Raw genomic sequence first — 19,816 nt, 5'->3', positions numbered from 1 at the left:
CTAAAATCAAAGGCTACTCAACGATAAACGGTCTGCCGCAAGCGCAGCCCCCCAGGAGCCAACCTATGGCCGGTCATTCCAAATGGGCCAACATCCAGCATCGCAAAGGTCGCCAGGACGAGAAGCGCGGCAAGATCTGGACTCGCATCATCCGTGAGATCACGGTCGCCGCGCGCCAGGGCGGCCCTGACATCAAGGACAACCCCCGCCTGCGCCTGGCGGTGGACAAGGCCAAGGCCGCCAACATGCCGGCGGACCGTATCAAGTACAACATCGACAAGGCCAGCGGCAACATCGATGGCCTGACCTACGAGGAAATCCGCTACGAAGGCTATGGCATCGGTGGCGCGGCCATCATGCTGGACACCATGACGGACAACCGCGTCCGCACGGTGGCCGAGGTGCGCCACGCCTTCAGCAAGTACGGCGGCAACATGGGCACCGACGGCTCGGTGGCATTCCAGTTCAAGCACTGCGGCCAGTTCCTGTTCGCGCCCGGCACCTCCGAAGACAAGGTCATGGAAGTGGCCCTGGACGCGGGCGCTGAGGACGTCATCACCGGTGACGACGGGGCCATCGAGGTGCTGACCGCCCCGGCCGACTATGAAGTCGTCAAGGCGGCCCTGGAGGCCGCGGGGCTCGTGCCCGAACTGGCGGAAGTGACCATGCGCGCCGAGAACACCATCGAGCTGACCGGCGAAGACGCCGAGCGCATGCAAAAGCTGCTGGACGTCATCGAAGACCTGGACGATGTCCAGGCGGTCTACCACAACGCCGAGCTGAACTGATGCGAGTCCTAGTCATGGGCAACGGCGGCCGTGAGCACGCCCTGGCCTGGAAGCTGGCCCAGGCCGAGCGCGTGAGCCAGGTGTTCGTCGCGCCCGGGAATGGCGGCACGGCGCGCGATGAGCGTCTGCAGACCGTGCCCATCGGCGTGACCGACGTGAAGGCCCTGGCCGAGTTCGCCATCGCCCAGAAGATCACGCTGACCGTGGTGGGCCCCGAGGCGGCCCTGGCGGCCGGTGTGGTGGACGAGTTCCGTGCACGCGGTCTGCGCATCTTCGGCCCGACCCAGGCTGCCGCGCAGCTTGAAAGCTCCAAGGCCTTTGCCAAGGACTTCATGAAGCGCCACGGAATCCCGACAGCGGCCTACGAAACCTTCTCCGACGCGGCCGCCGCGCACGCCTATGTCGACGGCCGCGGCGCGCCGATCGTCATCAAGGCCGACGGGCTGGCGGCCGGCAAGGGCGTGGTCGTGGCCATGACGCTGGAAGAAGCGCATGAAGCCATCCGCTGGATCCTGGAAGACAACAAGCTGGGCGTGACCCACAACGCCGGCGGTGCGCGCGTCGTCATCGAGGACTTCCTGGCCGGCGAGGAGGCGAGCTTCATCGTCGTGTGTGACGGCAAGCACGTCGTGTCCCTGGCCACCAGCCAGGACCACAAGCGCCTGCAGGACGGCGATGCCGGCCCCAACACGGGCGGCATGGGCGCCTACTCGCCCGCGCCGGTCGTGACGCCGAACGTGCATGCCAAGGTCATGCACGAGATCATCCAGCCCACCATCGCCGGCATGGCCAAGGATGGTCATCCCTTCACGGGCTTCCTCTACGCCGGCCTGATGATCGACGAGCACGGCCAGCCGCGCACCGTCGAGTTCAACACGCGCATGGGCGACCCCGAGACCCAGCCGATCATGATGCGGCTCAAGAGTGACCTGTTCGAGTTGCTGATGCACGCCACCGACGGCACGCTCGACCAGGTCGAGCTGCAGTGGGACAGGCGCGTCGCGCTGGGCGTGGTGCTGGCGGCGGAGGGCTATCCGCTGCAGCCGCGCAAGGGCGATGTGATCACGGGCCTGCCGGATGATGAAGACGAGGCCATGGTCTTCCACGCGGGCACGGCCATGGCGGATGGCCAGCTGGTGACCAGTGGCGGCCGCGTGCTGTGCGTGACGGCGCTCGGTGAGTCGGTGCGCACGGCGGCGCAGCGGGCCTACGACGTGGTGGCCGGCATCCAGTTTGCCGGGCGCCAGTACCGTTCCGACATCGGCCACCGGGCCATCAAGCGTTGAGCCACACGCCCACCGTTCTGCCCGGGCCGCTGCACCCCCACGGCCGTGAAAGCCGCCTGGCCCGTGCGGTGTTGCGCCTGTTTGGTTGGCGGGTGGACTCGCCCGGATTGCCGGCAGAGCAGGGCGTCATCCTGGTGTACCCGCACACGTCCAACTGGGATTTCGTCGTCGGGCTGCTGGCCAAGTGGGCGCTGGGCCTGCAGTTGCGCTTCTGGGCCAAGGACAGCCTGTTCAGCGTGCCGGTGCTGGGCCGCTGGGTGCGGTATCTGGGCGGCGTTGCGGTGGATCGCAGCAGCCGGCACGGCATGGTGGGCGACACCGTGCAGCAGATGCAGGCGGCCGCCGCACGCGGCGAGCGCTTCTGGCTGGCCGTGGCGCCCGAGGGCACGCGGTCGCTGACCACCGGCTGGCGCACCGGGGCCTACCAGGTGGCGGTGCAAGCGGGTGTGCCGGTGGGCCTGTGCTACTTTGATTTCCGTGAGCGGGTCGTGTCGCTGACCCGCTTCGTGCAGTTGACCGGTGACATCTCGGCTGATTTCGCCGCCTTTGCCACCTACCTCGGCCCTCGGGTTGGCAAGCGCCCCGCGCTGGCCAGTCCCATCCAGCCCCGTGCCACTTCACCAGGTCCGCGCCCATGAATTCACAAGCCGTTCGCGACTATCTGCTCGACTTGCAACAGCGCATCGTGACCGCGCTGGAAGCGGCCGATGGCAACCCGTTCCTGCGTGACGGCTGGAGCCGCGAGCCGGGTGGCCGGCTGGAGGGTGACGGCCTGTCTCGCCTCATCGAGGGCGGCGCGGTGTTCGAGCGCGGCGGTGTCAATTTCTCGCACGTGAAAGGTCGTGTGCTGCCGCCTTCGGCCACGCAGCACCGCCCGGAGCTGGCCGGCGCGCCTTTCGAGGCCATGGGCGTGTCGCTGGTCATCCACCCGCACAACCCCTTCGTGCCGACGGTGCACATGAACGTGCGCATGTTTGCCGCCCTGCCGGAGCATGCGCCGGCCGTGACGTGGTTCGGCGGAGGCATGGACCTGACGCCGTATTACGGCTACGAGCGCGACGCCCAGCACTTCCACCGTGTCTGCCGCGACGCGCTGGCGCCGCACGGGCCTGACCTGCACCCGAAGTTCAAGGCCTGGTGCGATGAGTACTTCTTCCTGAAGCATCGCAACGAGCCGCGTGGCGTCGGCGGCATCTTCTTCGACGACTATGCCGAGGGCGGCTTTGACCGAGGCTTCGGCCTGATCCGTTCGGTGGGCGATGCCTTCCTGTCGGCCTACCTGCCGATCGTTGAGCGTCGCCAGGGCTATGCCTATGGCGAGCGCGAGCGGGACTTCCAGGCCTACCGGCGCGGCCGTTACGTCGAGTTCAACCTGGTGTGGGACCGCGGCACCTTGTTTGGCTTGCAGTCAGGTGGGCGCACGGAGTCCATCCTGATGTCCATGCCGCCCCAGGTGAGCTGGCGCTACGACTGGGCGCCCGAACCTGGCACGCCTGAGGCGCGCCTCTACACCGACTTCCTGCGGCCACGTGACTGGGTGAACGAGACGCCGACGGGGTTGTGGCTTTGAGACTGGCGCTGTTTGGCGGCAGCTTCGATCCGCCGCACCTGGGTCACCTGGCCTTCGCGCGATTCGTGCAGCAGGCGTTGGGCCCGGATCAACTGGTCTGGCTGCCCGCAGGTCGCCAGTGGCAGAAGCCCGACCAGGTCATGGCGGCCGGTTCGCACCGGGCGGCCATGGTCGCGCGGCTGATTGCCTCGGAGCCGCAGTTCCGGCTCGATGAGCGCGAATTGCAGCGCCGTGGGCCCAGCTTCACCGCTGACACGCTGCGCGAGTTCAGCGGCGAGAATCCCGGGGCGGAACTGATGTTCCTCATCGGCCAGGATCAATATGCCCGGCTGCCGACCTGGTACCAGGTCGAGACCGTCGTCTCGCTCGCCACGCTGGTCGTCGTGCCACGCGGCGGTGAAGCCGTTGTCACCCCGCCGGGCCTGCCACCGCACCGCTTGCGTGTGCTGGCGCTGCCCGAACTCCCGATTTCGTCCACCGCCGTGCGCGACGCCGTTGCGCAGGGCCAGGACATCAGCCCCATGGTGGGCGCCGAGGTCGCGAGCTATATTGCTTCGCACCGCCTCTACGAGAAAAAGTAAAGCATGGACATCCGCAAGCTGCAACGCGCCATCGTCGATGGTCTTGAAGACGTGAAGGCCCAGAACATCGTCGTGTTCAACACGGAGCATCTGTCGCCGCTGTTCGAGCGCGTCATCGTGGCGTCGGGCACGAGCAACCGGCAGACCAAGGCCCTGGCCTCCAGCGTGCGCGAGACCGTCAAGGGTCGCGGCATGCAGGTCATGCGGACCGAGGGCGAGGACAACGGTGAATGGATCATCGTGGACTGCGGCGCTGCCGTCGTGCACGTGATGCAGCCCGCCATCCGCGACTACTACCGCCTCGAAGAAATCTGGGGCGGCAAGCCGGTCAAGCTGAAGGTCGGCAGCGGCGAGGTGAAGCTGGTCAAGGCCTCGGAAGACGAGGCGCCGGCGAAGAAGTCGACGAGCAAGGCCCCCGCCAAGCCGGTCGCCAAGACCGCTACCAAGCCTGCGGCCAAGGCACCCGCCAAGAAGGCGGCCCCCGCCGCCAAGAAGGCCACGCCCGCCAAGAAGGGCGTGAGCCGCGTGGTGGGCGCCAAGACGCCGGTGGCCAAGACGATCAAGGTGGGTGCTGCGAAGCCCGCTGCGAAGAAGACGACCGCCAAGCCTGCGGGCAAGCCGGCCGCAAAGAAGTCCGCGCCGGTGAAGACGGCGGCCAAGAAGGTCGCTGCCAAGGCTGCGCCGGCCAAGGCTGCTGCCAAGAAGACCGCGGCCAAGAAGGGCTGATGCGGCTGTTCCTCGTTGCCGTGGGCCAGCGCCAGCCGGCCTGGGCCGACACGGCTTACGACGACTTTGCCAAGCGCTTTCCGCCCGAGCTCCGGCTGGAGCTGAAAGCGGTCAAGGCGGAGACGCGCGGCAGCAAGACCGCCGAGCAGCTGATGGCGGCCGAGGCCGCGCGCATCGAGGCGGCCCTGCCGAAGGGGGTGCGCCGCATCATCCTGGACGAGCGCGGCGAACGTCGCACGACCGTACAGCTAGCCGAGCGGCTCAGGCTCTGGATGGGGGAAGGCCGCGACGCCGCCCTCATCATCGGCGGGCCTGACGGCCTGCATCCCGATCTCAAGGCCACGGCTGACGAGACCCTGCGCCTGTCTGACCTGACGCTGCCGCATGCCTTCGCCCGGGTGCTGCTGGCCGAGGGCCTGTACCGGGCGTGGACCGTCACCACCGGCCATCCCTACCACCGCGAATGACGCCCTTGCTCTACCTCGCCTCCCAGAGCCCGCGCCGCCTGCAGTTGCTCGGGCAGTTGGGTCTGCACCCTGAACTGCTGCTGCCTGGCGACGACGAGGACGCGGAGGCGCTGGAAGCCGTGCAGCCGGGTGAGGTGCCGGAGGTCTATTGCGCGCGCGTCACACGGGCCAAGCTCGATGCTGCCGTGGCCCGGCGCGCGGCGCGTGGCGTGGCGCCCGGCGTCATCCTGTGTGCCGACACGACCGTGGCCGTCGATCAACTCATCCTCGGTAAACCGGTCGACGATGCCGACGCAGCCCGCATGCTGACGTTGATGTCGGGCCGGCAGCATCGCGTGATCACGGCGATCGCGGTGTCCGATGGCGTGCGGTACGAGCAGGCGTTGCAGGTGTCCACGGTGGAGTTCGCGCCCCTGTCGCCCGCGCAGATCGCCCGCTACGTCGCCAGCCGTGAACCCTTCGGAAAGGCAGGGGCTTATGCCATCCAGAGCCAGGCGGCTGCCTGGATCGTGAACATTTCAGGCAGCTACTCGGGCATCATGGGGTTGCCCCTCTTTGAGACGGCGACGCTGTTGGCCAAATTTGGCGTCAACGTCTGAGTGGCGGGCGGGCCGCTCCCGCCGGTTCGAGTCCTGACGCCTGCGCGCATGCCCGTGCGCAACCGTCAGCATTCAAAGGTTCGCGATGGAAGACATCCTGATCAACTGGTCACCGCAGGAGACGCGAGTGGCCGTGGTCGAGAACGGCGCCGTGCAGGAATTGCACATCGAGCGCACGTTGGAGCGGGGCCTGGTGGGCAACGTCTATCTCGGCAAGGTGGTGCGCGTGCTGCCCGGCATGCAGAGTGCCTTCATCGACATCGGTCTGGAGCGCGCCGCCTTTCTGCACGTGGCCGACCTGCACACCGCTGCGCAGTTTGGCCACGGGCGCAACCACGGCCACGACACGCCGCCCACACCCATCGAGCGCCTGGTGTTCGAAGGCCAGCCGCTGACGGTGCAGGTCATCAAGGATCCGATCGGCACCAAGGGTGCGCGGCTGTCGAGCCAGATCAGCATCGCGGGCCGCATGCTGGTCTATTTGCCTCAGGATGAGCACATCGGCATCAGCCAGAAGATCGGCTCGCCCGAGACGCGCGAGTCTCTGCGGGCGCGGATGCAGGCGCTGGTCGGCACCAAGGAACAAGGCGGCGGCGGGGGCTTCATCCTGCGCACCAATGCCGAAGACGCGACCGACGACGAACTGGCCGCTGACATCGCCTACCTGCGCAAGACCTGGCACCAGATCCGCGAGAAGGCCCTCACCACCCCGCCCGCCAACCTGCTGCACCAGGACCTGAGCCTGGTGGAGCGCGTGCTGCGCGACCTGACCAGCGAGCGCACCGGCTCCATCCGCATCGACTCCAGGATGCAGTACGACGTGCTTCGGCAGTTCGGCGAGACCTTCATGCCGGCTGCCACCACCAAGCTGGAGCACTACCGGGGCGAGCGGCCCATTTTCGATCTTTGCAATGTCGATGCCGAGATCGCCCGCGCGCTGGCGCGCAAGGTGGAACTGAAGTCGGGCGGCTCGCTGGTGTTCGACCAGACCGAGGCGATGACGACCATCGACGTCAACACCGGCGGCTTCGTGGGCGCCAAGAACTTCGACGAGACCATCTTCAAGACCAACCTCGAAGCGGCCGGCGCGATTGCCCGTCAGCTGCGCCTGCGCAACCTGGGCGGCATCATCATCGTCGACTTCATCGACATGACGAAGGAAGAGCACAAGGCCGCCGTGCTGAGCGAGTTCAAGAAGCAGTTGAGCCGGGACCGCACCAAGGTGACCGTGGGCGGCTTCACGCAACTGGGCCTCGTGGAGATGACGCGCAAGCGCACGCGCGAATCGCTTTCGCGCATGCTCTGCGAGCCCTGCCCGACCTGCGAGGGCCGCGGGCAGGTCAAGACCGCGCGGTCGGTCTGCTACGACATCCTGCGCGAGATCCTGCGTGAGGCACGTCAGTTCTCGCCGCGAGAATTCCGCGTGGTCGCGGCGGCCAATGTGGTCGAGATGCTGCTCGACGAGGAAAGCGCGCATCTCGCAGGGCTGTCTGACTTCATCGGTAAGCCCATCTCACTGACGGCCGAGCCCACCAACCAGACCGAGCACTACGACATCGTGCTGCTCTGACGGGCCTGCGCCCCGGCCGACGCGGCCTTGTCTGACGTTACAAACCGGCTGCGTGCGGCAAAATGCCGCGCCATGCTCGAACCCACTGCGTTCCCCCTGGCGACGGTCTCACGTCGCCGCCTGGTTACCTTGTCTGCCCTGTCCGGCGTGATGGCCTGGGGCGCTGCGCCGGCCTGGGCCCAGGTGCGCATCGACATCTCCGGCGTGGGCGGCTCGCGCATCCCGGTCGGCATCGTCGACTTCCGCGACGACGCCAAGGCCTCGACGCAGCCCATCGCCGCCATCGTGCGAGCCGACCTGGAGCGCAGCGGCTTGTTCCGCAGCGTGGACACGCCGGCCGGGCTGAGCGAAACCAGCACCCCCGTCTGGGCCGACTGGCGTGCGCGGCAGGCCGACGCGCTGGCGGCGGGCTCTGTCACGCGACTGGCCGATGGCCGGCTGGATATCCGCTTCAAGCTCTGGGATGTCGTCAAGGGTAGCGAACTGGTGGGCCAGGCCCAGGCCGTGCACCCGGACGACGCCCGCCTGGCGGCTCACCGCATCGCCGACACCATCTACGAAAAGCTGACGGGCGAGAAGGGCGTCTTCGCCACCCGCATGGCCTACGTCACCAAGGCCGGCCCGCGCTACAGCCTGGTGGTCGCCGATGCCGACGGCGAAGGTGCCAAGGTGGCCCTGACCAGCCCCGAGCCCATCATCTCGCCGGCCTGGGCGCCCAACGGCCGCGAGCTGGCCTATGTGAGCTTTGAAAGCCGCAAGGCCACGGTACGCATCCAGGACGTGCAGACCGGCCAGCGCCGTGTGCTGGCCGATTTCAAAGGCACCAACAGCGCGCCCGCATGGTCGCCGGACGGCAGCCAGCTGGCGCTGAGCCTGTCGCGCGAGGGCGGCACGCAGCTGTTCGTCATCAACCGTGACGGCTCGGGCCTGCGCCGGCTGACGCAAAGCGGCGCCATCGATACCGAGGCCTGCTACGCGCCTGACGGCAGCAAGATCTACTTCGTCAGCGACCGGGGCGGCGGCCCCCAGATCTACCGCATGCCGGCTGGCGGCGGCGCGGCCGAGCGCGTGACCTTCAGCGGCAACTACAACATCAGCCCGGCCATCAGCCCGGACGGCCGCACGATGGCCTACATCACGCGCATGGGCGGTGCCTTCCGCCTGTCGGTCATGGACCTGGGCACCGGCCAGTCCCAGCAGATCAGCGAGACGAGCGACGACGAGAGCCCGGCCTTCTCGCCCAATGGCCGGCTGATCGTCTACGCGACGCGCGCCGGCGGCAAGGAGGTGCTGATGACCACCACGCTCGACGGCAAGTTCAAGACGCCGCTGCTGGTAACCCTGGTTGAGGTTCGCGAACCGACCTGGGGCCCTTTTACACGCTAGTAACTTGACAGCGCGGACGTTGTTGGACAATGCAACGCCCGCGCCGCCGATGGTGACGTGAGTCCAACCTCTTTCCTGCCCCGTCCGTTGTGGAGAACATTCGAATGAACCTGACCCGCTATGCGCTCACCCTGACTGCTGCCGCCGTGCTCGCCGGCTGCGCCTCCAACGTCAAGCTGGATGATCCCGCGCCGGTCAAGACCGCCGAGTCCAAGCCTGCCGTCACGGCCCCGGCCCAGCCCGCACAACCTGCCCAGACCGCCGTGCCCACGGTGGACCTGTTCGCGCAGTACACCCAGCAAGTGCAGGACAAGCGCGTCGTCTACTTCGATTTCGACAGCGACGTGGTCAAGGAGGAGTACCGCCCCCTGATCGACCTGCACGCCAAGCGCCTGAACGCCAACAAGAAGGCTGCCCTGAACCTGGAAGGCCACACCGACGAGCGCGGCGGCCGCGAGTACAACTTGGCCCTGGGCCAGCGTCGTGCCGAAGCCGTGGCCAAGTCGCTGACGCTGCTGGGCGTGGCCGCCAACCAGGTCGAGGCGGTGAGCTTCGGCAAGGAGCGCCCGGCCGTCCAGGGCACGGGTGAAGAAGTCTGGGCCAAGAACCGCCGCGTCGAGCTCAAGGACAAGTGATCGACATGCGCGTTCTGCGACTGACGCTCGCGGCCCTGGCCGTGGGTGCGGCCTTCATGCAGCCCGCGCGTGCGGGCCTCTTCGAAGACGATGAGGCCCGCAAGGCGATTCTTGAGCTGCGCAACAAGGTCCAGGCCAACGAGGACGCTGCCAAGCAGCGCAGTGATCAGCTCAACGCGGTCATCCAGGAACAACTGCAGCCCCTGCGCCGCAGCCTGCTTGATCTGAACGGCCAGATCGACGCCCTGCGCGCCGAGATTGCCAAGCTGCGTGGCCAGAACGAGCAACTGGCCCGTGACCTGGCCGACACGCAGCGCAAGCTGACGGATCAGTCGCAGTCTGTCGAAGCCCGCCTGAAGCCGCTGGAGCCGCAGAAGGTCAGCCTCGATGGGCGTGAGTTCCAGGTCAGCCCGGACGAGCGCAACCAGTACGAGGCCGCCATCGGGCTTGTGCGCCGTGGCGAGTTCGCGGACGCGGTGGCAGCCCTCAATGCCTTCCTGAAGCGCTACTCGGCCAGCGGCTATACCGACTCGGTGCGCTTCTGGCTGGGCAACGCCCAGTACGGCAAGCGCGACTACAAGGACGCGATCGCGACCTTCAAGGGCTTCATCGCCGGCAACCCCGATCACCCGCGAGCCGCTGAAGCCCTGCTGGCGCTGGCCAACTGCCAGATCGAGCTGAAGGACAACAAGTCGGCCCGGCGCAGCCTGGAAGACTTGATCAAGGCCTACCCCTCGACCGAGGCCGCGCAAGCCGCCAAGGAGCGCCTGCGCGCGATCAAGTGATGCTGGATCAGCAAGACGCTGATCTGGAGCGGCGCTTCGGAGGTCTGCGTCGCCTGCATGGCGACGCGGCCTACCGACAACTCCGCCGTGCGCATGTGGTGGTGGTGGGCCTGGGGGGTGTCGGCTCCTGGGCCGTCGAGGCGCTGGCCCGAAGCGGCGTGGCGGCCCTGACGCTGATCGACCTCGATCAGGTCTCCGAATCCAACATCAACCGCCAGATCCAGGCCCTGGGGTCGACCGTGGGCATGGCCAAGGCCGAAGCGCTCCGCCTGCGCATTGCCGACATCCACCCGGGATGCGCCGTGCGGGTCATCGAAGAATTCGTGGAGCCGGACAACTGGCCCGCGCTGCTTGGCGACGAGCGTGTCGATGGCCTGATCGACTGCTGCGACCAGGTGCGAGCCAAGGCCGTCCTGGCGGCTTGGTCGCGGGAGCAGGGTCTTCCTTTCGTGACCGTCGGTGCTGCGGGAGGCAAGCGCGAGCCGCATCGTGTGCAGATCGACGACCTGAGCGAAACCACGCACGATCCATTGCTGGCGGCCCTGCGCCAGCGGCTGCGCAAGCAGCATGCCGCTCCGCGGTCAGGCCGCATGGGCGTTGCCTGCGTGTACTCGCGTGAGCCGGTTCATTTGCCGCCGCAAGAGGAGGGCGAGGCCTGTGAGGTGGATGGCAGCCTGAACTGCCACGGCTATGGGTCGAGCGTGGCCGTGACGGCGACGTTTGGCTTCTGTGCCGCCGCCGAATGGCAGCGTCTTCACCTGGCCCGCTCGGTGGGGCGCTGAACAGGCCAACAAATTCTGAAGAAAGCTTGCGCGGCTCAAAAAAAACTGCCTATAATGGCAGGCTCTGCTTGACGCGGGATGTTAGCTCAGTCGGTAGAGCAGCGGACTTTTAATCCGTTGGTCGCAGGTTCGAATCCTGCACATCCCACCAGAATTTGGATCTTGTTTCTCGAAACTTGATCCAGCGTCTGAAAAGGCGCTATAATCGTTGGCTCAGCAAGGTTGCCTCGCTGAATCAAGGGCTCTTAGCTCAGTTGGTAGAGCAGCGGACTCTTAATCCGTTGGTCGTAGGTTCGAATCCTACAGGGCCCACCAAATTTCCTTGATGAATGAAGCACTTAGCGCCAAGCGGCCTAAGTGCTTTTTTCATGCCTGCGCGGCAGCATTGTTTGCTGGGAGCGTGCCGGGCGGTGTCGATGTTCCATCTGTTGAGTGAGATGAAACCCTGGTGGGTTGCTGCTACCACATCGAATGGCGATTCCCCAGCGAAAAACGGGTCACGCCTTTCGACGTGACCCGTTGATCTACTCAATAAATGGTCGGGACGGCGGGATTCGAACTCGCTACCCCTTGCACCCCATGCAGTCGAGGCGACGTTTTTGGACGTTCGCCAGTGTCCAGGTCAACAAGTAAAACCCATTGCGAGACAACGCTTTAGCTCCGTGCGTTGTTCGCTGACGGTTGCCAGGAACCGCCACTAGCCGCCAGAATTCTGTTGCCGGTTCTGTTGCCGAACTGAATGCAAAGGGGTAGCGATGGCGCGGACTGCGAAGCTGAGGACGCTCACCGAGAAGGCGGTGGCGGCCTACGTCAAGACCGGCGACGCGGGTAAGCCGCTGCACGATGGTGGCGGCCTATACCTGCGCAAGCGCGACCGTGAGGACGTGGCTTACTGGTACTTGCGCCTCACCGACCCGGCTACGGGCGCGCAGCAGTGGCATCGCATGTTCCCGGACGACCCCGCCGGACACTACCCGCGCAAGAGCTTGGCAGATGCCCGCCAGGAAGCCGAGAAGCTGTGGCGCCAGCGCTCCGAAGGCAATGACCCTCGCGCCCTGCGTCAACTCAAGATCCAGGCCGATGCGGCCCGCAAGCAGCAGGCCGAGGAAGAGGCCCGGCGGCGCCTCACGGTGCGGGGCCTGTTCGATCACTGGCAGCGGGTCGAGCTGGCTCCCCATGTGGGCGCGGATGGCAAGGCGCGAGGCCGCAAGGACGGCGGCACATACATTCGCGAGCAGTTCGAACGGCGGGTGTTTGGTCCGCTGGGTGACGTGGCTGTCGCTGACGTGCGCAAGGCCGACGTGCTGGCCGTGCTGGACGAGGTGACGGCGGCCGGCAAGCTGCGCACTGCCAACGTGCTGCTGGCGTCACTCAAGCAGATGTTTCAGTTCGCTCTCAAGCGCGATCTGGTGGAGCGCAACCCGCTGGACGTGTTGAGCAAACGCGATGTGGGCGGCCAGGAAACCGAGCGGGAGCGCACCTTGTCCGCTGAGGAAGTCCAGGCCCTTGCAGCCGCCCTGCCGCTGGCCCGCATGAGCCCGCGCAGCGTGGCGGCTGTATGGGTCATCCTCGCGACCGGCGTGCGCGTGGGCGAGCTGACGGCGGCCGAATGGAAGCACGTCGATCTAGACGCGGCCCGCTGGTATCTGCCCACCACCAAGAATGGCCGGGATCACACCATCCACCTATCCGCCTTCGCCTTGAAGCACTTTCAGGCCCTCGCTGCACTCCGTGAGAACGACAAGGACGGCAAGCCGCTGCCCTGGGTGTTTCCCAACACGGCCGGCGACGGCCCGGTGTGCGTCAAGAGCTTCGGCAAGCAGTTGTCCGACCGCCAGCGCCCGCCCGAGAAGCGCATGAGCGGCCGAAGCAAGCGCACCGATAGCCTCAGCTTGCCGGGTGGACGGTGGACCGCTCACGACCTGCGCCGGACCGCGGCCACGCTCATGGCGGGCATGGGCATCAGCGGCGATGTGATTGACGAGTGCCTGAACCACGTCATCGAGAACCGCGTGCGCCGTACCTATATCCGCGACCGCCGGCCGGTGGAACAGGCCCGCGCCTTTGAAGCACTGGGCGAGCGGTTGCAGGCGCTGGTAAGCGGTGAGGCGCCCGCGTCCAACGTCATCACGTTGGGAGCTTCACGCGCAGCGTAGAGTTAGCTTTCGTCGCGCCTAGGTTAGCTCCCGAAAACCCGTTTCCCTGACGGGCTGGCGTGGCGGTTCTTTCGGGGGTGCGCGAGGGGCGCATGGACGTGATGCCGTACTTGACCGTCTCCGGAGCGGAGGTTTCAGATGAAGCGTGGCCGTTTGTTTTTCATTTGAATGAAATGCACCGGCGATGGCGTTTCTACCGCCGGAATCTGCGACTTGTCCGCTGCATTGATCCTAAAACTGGAGAGCTTGCTCTGAGGTTTTCAGAGCTGGTGACAAATCCTGAATTGGCGGATTCTGAAGAAGGCAGCTTTGCTCGCGAAACTCTTGGTCGGTTCGAACACGACGAGTTCTTTCACTTCTCTGCCCACCTTTCCAATGCCTTGGCTGCTGTTTCGCATGGCGCTTACCTAACCCGAGTTGAAATGCTGAGAGAGGTGTTCGAAGAAGGCGGCGAGAAGTGGGATTACGAGGTTCTGCCTGAAGGCCGGCAAGCACTCAATGTGACTCGTTAACCACCATCACCTGGATGGCAGAGCTGGTGGCGAAGTTGCGCACCTGGCCCAGCTTGGCCGAGTCGTACAGGAAGAAGTCCACCGGCACGCCGGCGTACAAGGCCTTGAAGTGTTCCTCGGTGATCTGCAACGACTTGTAGACCCCTTCCTTGATGGCCACCGAAGGCACGACGATCACGAACTTGGTGAAGCCGTAGCGCTTGTTCAGCTCGAAGATCGTGCGCAGGTAGACATAGGTCTTCCCGGTCCCGGTCTCCATCTCTACCGTGAAGTCACCGGACGCCAGCGTGCCGGCCGGCGCGAGGCCGTTGCGCAGCTGAACGTCCTGCAGGTTCTTCAGCAGTTGATCGTCGAGAAGCGTGAGGCGGTTGCCCACGCCCAGGTCGGTTTCCGCCACGCCTAAGGTGAGCTGCTGATCGGGCAGGCGCATGGTGACGGTGAACTCCGTCCGGCATACCTCTTGGCCCCGGAACAGGTCGCAGACGGACTCGATGGCCTGCTGCTGGTAGTCCAGGTCTGGCTCGAAATGAAGCTTCATGGCTCGATCACTTGTAGGCTTGCATCAATGAGACAAATCCCATATAAATCAATGACTTGCGAATTAAAATTTGTATTTCGCCGGCTGCAGAGGTTTTGTGGAGCCTACGGATGCCTCTAAACAATTTGTGGAGTACGAAAAGTCTTTTGAACTCCACAAGCTCGCCAGAGGCGGATGGGGACTCCACTAGCTCACAGCACCTGGCGCCCCTCGGCCAAGTTGATGAGCCTGGGGAAGCACAGCGTTGCTGACCTGCGGCCGCTACCCGCCTGCAGTTCCTTCAGCACGCCCGCATCGCGGAGCTGGCGTAACAGTGCTGGAGCCGTCTTCTCGTGGATGCCATGGTCCTCGGACAGCTTCTGCGCCAAGTCTGAGGTCTTGAAGATGGGCTTGGAGAAGATGGCATCGAGCAGATGCACGGTGTACTGCGACCGGGTGGTCTCGTGGATGACGCCCTTCATCTCCTCGTAGAGCGCCTTGATGGCCACGACCCGCGTACCGTTCTGCCCGGCCTGTTCGGTGATCGCGCGCAGGAAGTACGCGATCCAGCCGTTCCAGTCGCCGGCGGCCGAGATGCCCTTGAGCCGCTCGTAATACTCGTCGCGGTGGTTCTCCAGGTACTCTGACAGGTAGAACATCGGCTGCGACAGCACCTTCTTCTGGTACAGGAACAGAGGGATCAGGATGCGCCCGATCCGGCCGTTGCCGTCCTTGAACGGGTGCAGCAGCTCGAACTGCGCATGTACGACGGCCGTCTGGATGAGGAAGTCCAGATCGTCCGAGTCCATGTACTGCTCCCATGCGCGGAGGTAGTCCGGCAACTGCAGCGGATTGGGGGGCACAAAGGTCGCCTGCTCGATGGTGCAGCCGATCTTGCCGATCCAGTTCTGGTCGAGGCGGAACTCGCCGGGCGTCTTGTCCTGCCCGCGCACGCTGTCCATCAACGTGCGGTGCAGCTCGCGGATAAAGCCCAGCCGGATGGGGTAGGCCTCAAGGTACTTGCGCGCCTGGAACAGCGCGAGGCGGTAGTTGGAAATCTCCTGGATGTCCTTGTACTTCTCGCCTTCCTTCAGCAGACCGGCTTCCTGCTCCAGCACCTCGTCCACCGTGGCCTGGGTGCCCTCGATCTTGGACGACAACACCGCTTCCTGCGTCGTCAGCGGCGAGAGCATGACCGCCGGGTTGGGGATACCGGCCAGCAGCCCGTCATACCGCGCCAGCGCCGCGTTCGCCCGCCCCACGAGCGGGAGCAGCAGGGCATGGTCGAGTGCCTGCAGCGGCAGGACGTCAGGGGTGTAAGGTTGCATCGTCAGCCCTCCTCACAGGCTCCGCACGTTCTTGATGCCGTGCTGCTGCAGGATGGCGGCCATATTGGTCTTGGCCACGTCATCGGCAAAGGCGCTGTCGCGAAACACGCAAGTCGTCTCGCCGGCTGGCGCGAGCTGATGGTGCCATTGCACGATGCCGTCGGCCAGTTGCTCCACCTCAGCCGTGGTGATGCTTTCGGCCAAGCAGGCCAGCAGCACACCGGCGCCGACCGCGTGGACGGACTTACCGGCGATCCCCTGCTGTTGCATGGGGACACAGAGGTCGAGGCCGAGCTTGAGCAGCAGTTCGGACAGGAGGTCTTGCTCAGTGCGACCTGGAAGCAGATGCTCTTGATGCTCGAGTAAGGACTGTCCCAACTCTGCCGCCTTCGGTATCCATGCACGAATGTTTGACTCATCGAGCTTAAAAACGCGAAAACCGACATCGACCTGCGCTTCCGGGTGGTCTGCCTTCACCTTCGATCCTGCACGCCGCAGGCGTTCTTTGGAAATGTCAGCGATGGTTCGGTAGCCGACGCGAGTCACAGGCTCCGGCAGCTGAACCAAGATGAATCGGAGAGCGGAGTCCTCGCCGGCCGCATTGCACTCCATCGCAGCGTGACCGAAGGATGCCGATCCGCAAAAGAAGTCGAGGATGAGGTCATCGCGCCCGCAGAACAACTCGATCAATCTGCGCATGAGGCGTACGGGCTTCGGGGTATCGAACGGCGCATCGCCGTTGAACAACTCCTTCAGCTCTAGGGTCTCCTCACCGAAGAGGTCGTCGCACACCTTGCGTAGGTTGGCTTGCTCCACATCGTCAATCGAAACGCATAGCACGCCATCGTCCTGCAATAGGTTCCGTGCCAACTTGAGGCGTGGGTAGAGCATGTTCAGCCAATCGGTATGGAATCGACCGCTGGCCTCCGTGTTGCTACTGGTCTTCTGGCCTTCCTCCTTTTGGCCAGTCAGCTCGAGGTAGGTCTGGATACTGTTTTGGAAGGAATCTGGGTAAACGAAGTCGTTGCCCGTGTTGTACGGCGGGTCGATGTAGATGAGCTTGACCTTGCCGGCATAGCTCTTCTGCAGCAGCTTAAGCACTTCGAGGTTGTCGCCCTCGATCATCAGGTTCTGGGTGCCGTCCCAGTCCACGCTCTCCTCGGGGCAGGGACGCAGCGTGCCGGTGCTCGGCGTCAGGGCCAGTTGCCGCGCCCGGCGCTTGCCATGCCAGTTCAGGCCGTACTTCTCATCCGCATCGGCGACCGTGGCGTCCCCCACCAGGGCTTTCAATACATCCAGGTTGACGGCGGCCCCGTTTGGTCCCTCGGTCAGGAGTTCCGGAAAGAGCGCCTTGAGCTGGGCGATGTTGTCGGCCACCAGGTCGGCGGACTGGGCCTCGGGCGTTGCCGCGTCAATCTTCTGCATGGTCTCGTTGGTCATGACTGTCTGTTCTTGTCGTTTCATTGGAGCCGCGCGCGCACCGCGGTCAGCTCAGCCTGCAGTCGTTGCAGAGCCAGGTTCTGTTCCACACGTCTGGCGATCTGGGTCTCCTTGCCTGCCAGGGCCCGCAAGCGGGCAGCCTCCCCCTCCAGGCGCTCATGTTCGAGCAGTGCCACCCGCCGCATGGCGGCCTGGTCGGGTGTGGAGTCGGTGCTGAAGTGCCCGGTCAACCGGGCCGACGCAAAGCGCATCAGACGAAGGCTTCGCGCACAGCGCGCGATTAGCTGCGGATGGATTATGTACGGGGCGTTATGCCGACTTATGGTATCCGTCCGGCAAAGTCATCTTGAACCGGCGGTCGCCTGCGACAAGGATGCTGTCCACGTAACGTAGGTGGACGCATGACAAGCGACAAGAAGACACGGCGGCGATACAGCGAGTTGAAGAAGGCGCAGGTGCTGGCCGAATGCAGCGAGCCCGGCGCGTCGGTGGCCAAGGTGGCGATGGCTCACGGCATCAATGCCAACGTCGTTCACCGCTGGAGGCAACTGTCTCTTGGCCAGGCTCCTACCGGACTCGCCAGGACAAGCGAGTTCATCGCGCTCCCGCTTCCTGCGCCGACGGAGCCCGCCGCGGTGGCGCCTGATGTCCGAGTCGAACTCCGGCGCGGGCCAGTCTCGATCACGGTTGCCTGGCCGGTCAGCGCGGCGGCAGAGCTTGCCGCCTGGACCCGCGAGTTGTTGCGGTGATCCGCGTCGACGCCGTGTGGTTGGCGGTCGAGCCGCTTGACATGCGCGCCGGCACCGAGGCCGCCCTGCGACGCGTGGTGGCCGTGTTCGGTGCCGCACGGCCTCACCACGCCTACCTCTTCGCCAACCGCCGCGCCAACCGGATGAAGGTGCTCGTGCATGACGGTATCGGCGTGTGGCTGGCGGCCCGCCGCTTGAACGCCGGCCGCTTCGTGTGGCCACGCGACGTGACCGGCACGTTGAACCTGAACCGCGCCCAGTTCGACGCCCTGGTGCTGGGCCTGCCCTGGCAGCATGTCGGCGAAGCTGGCGTCATCACGCTGCTGTAGCTCGGCGTCCATTGCGGCATCTGCCGATGGGCAGCTCGGTCTGCGCCGGGCAGCATCACGTCTCGTGATTGCCGATGACCTCGACACGCTTGATGCCCAGCAACTGCGCGACGCCCTTCGGGCCGCACGCGCCGACGCCGCGTTCAAGCAGGCCGTCATCGACAAGCTCACGCACGAGAACGCCATCCTCAAGCGGCTGAAGTTCGCCGCCCAGAGCGAGCGCTTCAGCGCTGAGCAGAAGAGCCTGCTGGACGAGACGCTGGACAGCGACCTGGCGGCGGTGGCCGCCGAGATTGAAGCACTGCAACCAGGCCGCGCCGCTGGCGAGCGGCACCAGCCCCGGCGCGAGAAGCTGCCGGCGCACCTGCCGCGCCGCGACGTGTGCCATGAACCCGAGAACACCACCTGCGGCTGCGGCCAAGCCATGCAGCGCATCGGCGAGGACGTGGCCGAGAAGCTGGACTACCAGCCTGGCGTCTTCACCGTCGAGCGCCACATCCGCGGCAAGTGGGTCTGCAAGTGCTGCGAACGCATCGTGCAGGCGCCGGTCGCGCCACACATCATCGACAAGGGTCTGCCGACGACGGGCCTACTGGCCCAGGTCCTGGTGGCCAAGTACCTGGACCACCTGCCGCTGTACCGACAAGAGGCCATCTTCGAGCGTACGGGTCACGCCATTTCGCGTTCCACGCTGGCGCAGTGGGTTGGAGAGTGCGGCGCACAACTGCAGCCGCTCGTGGACGCGCTGACGGCTGAGCTGCTGCGTCAGCCGGTGCTGCACGCTGACGAGACGCCGGTGGCCATGCTCAAGCCCACCGGGCAGCGTGATGGCAAGACCCACCGCGCCTACTTGTGGAGTTACTGCAGCACGCAGTTCAGCTCGCTGCGGGCCGTCGTCTTCGACTTCGCCGACAGCCGTGGCGGCCAGCACGCCCGTGACTTCCTCGGGTTGCCGGGAACGCCGGGCAAGCCAGCTTGGCAGGGCAAGCTCGTGTGCGACGACTTCGCCGGCTACAAGGCCTGCTTCGAACTGGGCGTGATCGAAGCAGGCTGCATGGCGCACGCGCGGCGCAAGTTCCATGAACTCTGGGCCAACCACGGCAGCCAAGTCGGCGAGCAGGCGCTGAAGTTCTTTGGCCAGCTCTACGAGGTGGAGCGAACCGCGGCCAATGCCGACAGCACGATCCGGCTGGAGGCGCGCAAGACAGCACGACCGCTGGCTGACGCGCTCCACCAGTGGCTGCGACAGCAACGCCAGCGCGTGCCGGACGGCTCAGCCACCGCTCGGGCCATCGACTACAGCCTCAAGCGCTGGGCGGCACTGACGCGCTACCTCGACGACGGCGACTTGCCGATTGATAACAACTGGGTGGAGAACCGCATCCGTCCCATCGCGCTGGGACGGCAGAACTGGCTGTTCGCCGGCAGCTTGCGCGCGGGCAAGCGGGCCGCGGCCGTGATGAGTCTCATCCATTCGGCCAAGCTCAACGGGCTTGATCCCTATGCCTACCTCCGGGACGCGCTGGAGCGGCTGCCGACCCTGCCGGCAAGTCGGGTCGCCGAGTTGTTACCCCGCTATGGCGCCTGAGATAGGCAGGGGCGGGCTGGTG

Annotated in this window: 22 protein-coding genes and 2 tRNA genes; 20 read left to right on the top strand and 4 right to left on the bottom strand. The window is 65.6% G+C overall.

The window, feature by feature from the left end:
- Window positions 1–65: 65 nt before the first annotated feature.
- The 17 genes from CDO81_RS04795 (at window position 66) to CDO81_RS27480 (ending at window position 13,843) form a co-directional block, all read left to right on the top strand.
- The gene (locus tag CDO81_RS04795) at window positions 66–788 is read left to right on the top strand and encodes a YebC/PmpR family DNA-binding transcriptional regulator (RefSeq protein ID WP_088481969.1); all 723 of its coding nucleotides are present in this window, start codon (window positions 66–68) and stop codon (window positions 786–788) included.
- Window positions 788–2,074 carry a phosphoribosylamine--glycine ligase gene (purD, locus tag CDO81_RS04790; RefSeq protein ID WP_088481968.1) on the top strand — a complete coding sequence of 429 codons (1,287 nt, stop codon included), beginning with the start codon at window positions 788–790 and terminating at the stop codon, window positions 2,072–2,074. Before CDO81_RS04795 ends, purD begins: the two co-directional genes overlap by 1 nt.
- Window positions 2,071–2,712: a 1-acyl-sn-glycerol-3-phosphate acyltransferase gene (locus CDO81_RS04785; protein WP_088481967.1), complete on the top strand. Its 642-nt coding sequence runs from the start codon at window positions 2,071–2,073 to the stop codon at window positions 2,710–2,712. The genes purD and CDO81_RS04785 overlap by 4 nt, the downstream gene beginning before the upstream one ends.
- Window positions 2,709–3,644 (top strand): oxygen-dependent coproporphyrinogen oxidase, encoded by a 936-nt coding sequence (gene hemF / locus CDO81_RS04780; protein ID WP_088481966.1) that lies wholly within the window; start codon window positions 2,709–2,711, stop codon window positions 3,642–3,644. The genes CDO81_RS04785 and hemF overlap by 4 nt, the downstream gene beginning before the upstream one ends.
- Window positions 3,635–4,225, top strand: a complete 591-nt coding sequence (gene nadD, locus CDO81_RS04775) for a nicotinate-nucleotide adenylyltransferase (protein ID WP_158218163.1) — start codon at window positions 3,635–3,637, stop codon at window positions 4,223–4,225. Before hemF ends, nadD begins: the two co-directional genes overlap by 10 nt.
- 3 nt (window positions 4,226–4,228) lie before the next feature.
- The gene (gene rsfS / locus CDO81_RS04770; protein ID WP_088481964.1) at window positions 4,229–4,951 is read left to right on the top strand and encodes a ribosome silencing factor; all 723 of its coding nucleotides are present in this window, start codon (window positions 4,229–4,231) and stop codon (window positions 4,949–4,951) included.
- On the top strand, window positions 4,951–5,418 hold the full coding sequence (rlmH, locus tag CDO81_RS04765; RefSeq protein ID WP_088481963.1) for a 23S rRNA (pseudouridine(1915)-N(3))-methyltransferase RlmH: 468 nt from the start codon (window positions 4,951–4,953) through the stop codon (window positions 5,416–5,418). The genes rsfS and rlmH overlap by 1 nt, the downstream gene beginning before the upstream one ends.
- Window positions 5,415–6,017: a Maf family protein gene (locus CDO81_RS04760; protein ID WP_088481962.1), complete on the top strand. Its 603-nt coding sequence runs from the start codon at window positions 5,415–5,417 to the stop codon at window positions 6,015–6,017. Before rlmH ends, CDO81_RS04760 begins: the two co-directional genes overlap by 4 nt.
- An 85-nt stretch (window positions 6,018–6,102) precedes the next feature.
- A complete protein-coding gene (gene rng, locus CDO81_RS04755; RefSeq protein WP_088481961.1) occupies window positions 6,103–7,587 on the top strand; it encodes a ribonuclease G in 1,485 nt (494 codons plus the stop codon).
- A 72-nt stretch (window positions 7,588–7,659) separates the two neighbouring features.
- A complete protein-coding gene (tolB, locus tag CDO81_RS04750) occupies window positions 7,660–8,973 on the top strand; it encodes a Tol-Pal system beta propeller repeat protein TolB (protein WP_088481960.1) in 1,314 nt (437 codons plus the stop codon).
- A gap of 104 nt (window positions 8,974–9,077) precedes the next feature.
- Window positions 9,078–9,608: a peptidoglycan-associated lipoprotein Pal gene (gene pal, locus CDO81_RS04745; RefSeq protein ID WP_088481959.1), complete on the top strand. Its 531-nt coding sequence runs from the start codon at window positions 9,078–9,080 to the stop codon at window positions 9,606–9,608.
- A 5-nt stretch (window positions 9,609–9,613) separates the two neighbouring features.
- Complete coding sequence (gene ybgF / locus CDO81_RS04740; RefSeq protein WP_088482444.1) at window positions 9,614–10,393, top strand: tol-pal system protein YbgF; 780 nt, start codon at window positions 9,614–9,616, stop codon at window positions 10,391–10,393.
- A complete protein-coding gene (locus tag CDO81_RS04735) occupies window positions 10,393–11,175 on the top strand; it encodes a tRNA threonylcarbamoyladenosine dehydratase (RefSeq protein WP_088481958.1) in 783 nt (260 codons plus the stop codon). Before ybgF ends, CDO81_RS04735 begins: the two co-directional genes overlap by 1 nt.
- Before the next feature lie 75 nt (window positions 11,176–11,250).
- Window positions 11,251–11,326 (top strand) — tRNA-Lys (locus CDO81_RS04730).
- Between the two features lie 88 nt (window positions 11,327–11,414).
- Window positions 11,415–11,490: transfer RNA gene (locus tag CDO81_RS04725), tRNA-Lys, on the top strand.
- A 440-nt stretch (window positions 11,491–11,930) separates the two neighbouring features.
- The gene (locus CDO81_RS04720; RefSeq protein WP_088481957.1) at window positions 11,931–13,331 is read left to right on the top strand and encodes a tyrosine-type recombinase/integrase; all 1,401 of its coding nucleotides are present in this window, start codon (window positions 11,931–11,933) and stop codon (window positions 13,329–13,331) included.
- Between the two features lie 92 nt (window positions 13,332–13,423).
- The gene (locus tag CDO81_RS27480; protein WP_144397136.1) at window positions 13,424–13,843 is read left to right on the top strand and encodes a hypothetical protein; all 420 of its coding nucleotides are present in this window, start codon (window positions 13,424–13,426) and stop codon (window positions 13,841–13,843) included.
- Here CDO81_RS27480 and CDO81_RS04715 read toward each other — a convergent pair.
- The 4 genes from CDO81_RS04715 to CDO81_RS04700 form a co-directional block, all read right to left on the bottom strand.
- A complete protein-coding gene (locus CDO81_RS04715) occupies window positions 13,827–14,381 on the bottom strand; it encodes a DEAD/DEAH box helicase family protein (RefSeq protein ID WP_241516841.1) in 555 nt (184 codons plus the stop codon). The two genes, CDO81_RS27480 and CDO81_RS04715, sit on opposite strands and share 17 nt — an antisense overlap.
- A 191-nt stretch (window positions 14,382–14,572) precedes the next feature.
- Window positions 14,573–15,688: a Fic family protein gene (locus tag CDO81_RS04710; RefSeq protein WP_088481956.1), complete on the bottom strand. Its 1,116-nt coding sequence runs from the start codon at window positions 15,686–15,688 to the stop codon at window positions 14,573–14,575.
- A 12-nt stretch (window positions 15,689–15,700) separates the two neighbouring features.
- On the bottom strand, window positions 15,701–17,113 hold the full coding sequence (locus CDO81_RS04705; RefSeq protein ID WP_088482443.1) for a site-specific DNA-methyltransferase: 1,413 nt from the start codon (window positions 17,111–17,113) through the stop codon (window positions 15,701–15,703).
- Window positions 17,114–17,148: 35 nt separating this feature from the next.
- Window positions 17,149–17,379 (bottom strand): DUF4391 domain-containing protein, encoded by a 231-nt coding sequence (locus CDO81_RS04700; protein ID WP_241516839.1) that lies wholly within the window; start codon window positions 17,377–17,379, stop codon window positions 17,149–17,151.
- Window positions 17,380–17,529: 150 nt separating this feature from the next.
- On the opposite strand from CDO81_RS04700, the gene tnpA reads away from it, so the two are divergent.
- From tnpA to tnpC, 3 genes are all read left to right on the top strand, one after another.
- Window positions 17,530–17,877 (top strand): IS66-like element accessory protein TnpA, encoded by a 348-nt coding sequence (gene tnpA, locus CDO81_RS04695; protein WP_088481955.1) that lies wholly within the window; start codon window positions 17,530–17,532, stop codon window positions 17,875–17,877.
- Window positions 17,874–18,206 carry an IS66 family insertion sequence element accessory protein TnpB gene (gene tnpB, locus CDO81_RS04690; RefSeq protein WP_144397135.1) on the top strand — a complete coding sequence of 111 codons (333 nt, stop codon included), beginning with the start codon at window positions 17,874–17,876 and terminating at the stop codon, window positions 18,204–18,206. Before tnpA ends, tnpB begins: the two co-directional genes overlap by 4 nt.
- Before the next feature lie 103 nt (window positions 18,207–18,309).
- A complete protein-coding gene (tnpC, locus tag CDO81_RS04685) occupies window positions 18,310–19,794 on the top strand; it encodes an IS66 family transposase (protein ID WP_241516891.1) in 1,485 nt (494 codons plus the stop codon).
- The last annotated feature ends 22 nt before the right edge of the window (window positions 19,795–19,816 follow it).

This window comes from Roseateles puraquae (assembly GCF_002205845.1).
Classification (GTDB): Bacteria; Pseudomonadota; Gammaproteobacteria; order Burkholderiales; family Burkholderiaceae_C; genus Pelomonas; species Pelomonas puraquae.
Note: the sequence above shows the minus strand (reverse complement) of the source record. Positions and strands in the feature narration are given on the sequence as shown.

Bases quoted from the DNA above. Each gene is read 5' to 3' on its own strand.
- ybgF (WP_088482444.1), top strand. From the start codon at position 9,614: ATGCGCGTTCTGCGACTGACGCTCGCGGCCCTGGCCGTGGGTGCGGCC.
- CDO81_RS04710 (WP_088481956.1), bottom strand. From the start codon at position 15,688: ATGCAACCTTACACCCCTGACGTCCTGCCGCTGCAGGCACTCGACCAT.
- CDO81_RS04700 (WP_241516839.1), bottom strand. From the start codon at position 17,379: ATGCGCTTTGCGTCGGCCCGGTTGACCGGGCACTTCAGCACCGACTCC.
- CDO81_RS04715 (WP_241516841.1), bottom strand. From the start codon at position 14,381: ATGAAGCTTCATTTCGAGCCAGACCTGGACTACCAGCAGCAGGCCATC.
- rsfS (WP_088481964.1), top strand. From the start codon at position 4,229: ATGGACATCCGCAAGCTGCAACGCGCCATCGTCGATGGTCTTGAAGAC.
- rlmH (WP_088481963.1), top strand. From the start codon at position 4,951: ATGCGGCTGTTCCTCGTTGCCGTGGGCCAGCGCCAGCCGGCCTGGGCC.
- CDO81_RS04705 (WP_088482443.1), bottom strand. From the start codon at position 17,113: ATGCAGAAGATTGACGCGGCAACGCCCGAGGCCCAGTCCGCCGACCTG.
- CDO81_RS04720 (WP_088481957.1), top strand. From the start codon at position 11,931: ATGGCGCGGACTGCGAAGCTGAGGACGCTCACCGAGAAGGCGGTGGCG.
- pal (WP_088481959.1), top strand. From the start codon at position 9,078: ATGAACCTGACCCGCTATGCGCTCACCCTGACTGCTGCCGCCGTGCTC.
- CDO81_RS04760 (WP_088481962.1), top strand. From the start codon at position 5,415: ATGACGCCCTTGCTCTACCTCGCCTCCCAGAGCCCGCGCCGCCTGCAG.
- rng (WP_088481961.1), top strand. From the start codon at position 6,103: ATGGAAGACATCCTGATCAACTGGTCACCGCAGGAGACGCGAGTGGCC.
- CDO81_RS27480 (WP_144397136.1), top strand. From the start codon at position 13,424: ATGGACGTGATGCCGTACTTGACCGTCTCCGGAGCGGAGGTTTCAGAT.
- CDO81_RS04735 (WP_088481958.1), top strand. From the start codon at position 10,393: ATGCTGGATCAGCAAGACGCTGATCTGGAGCGGCGCTTCGGAGGTCTG.
- tnpA (WP_088481955.1), top strand. From the start codon at position 17,530: ATGACAAGCGACAAGAAGACACGGCGGCGATACAGCGAGTTGAAGAAG.
- CDO81_RS04795 (WP_088481969.1), top strand. From the start codon at position 66: ATGGCCGGTCATTCCAAATGGGCCAACATCCAGCATCGCAAAGGTCGC.
- hemF (WP_088481966.1), top strand. From the start codon at position 2,709: ATGAATTCACAAGCCGTTCGCGACTATCTGCTCGACTTGCAACAGCGC.
- tolB (WP_088481960.1), top strand. From the start codon at position 7,660: ATGCTCGAACCCACTGCGTTCCCCCTGGCGACGGTCTCACGTCGCCGC.
- purD (WP_088481968.1), top strand. From the start codon at position 788: ATGCGAGTCCTAGTCATGGGCAACGGCGGCCGTGAGCACGCCCTGGCC.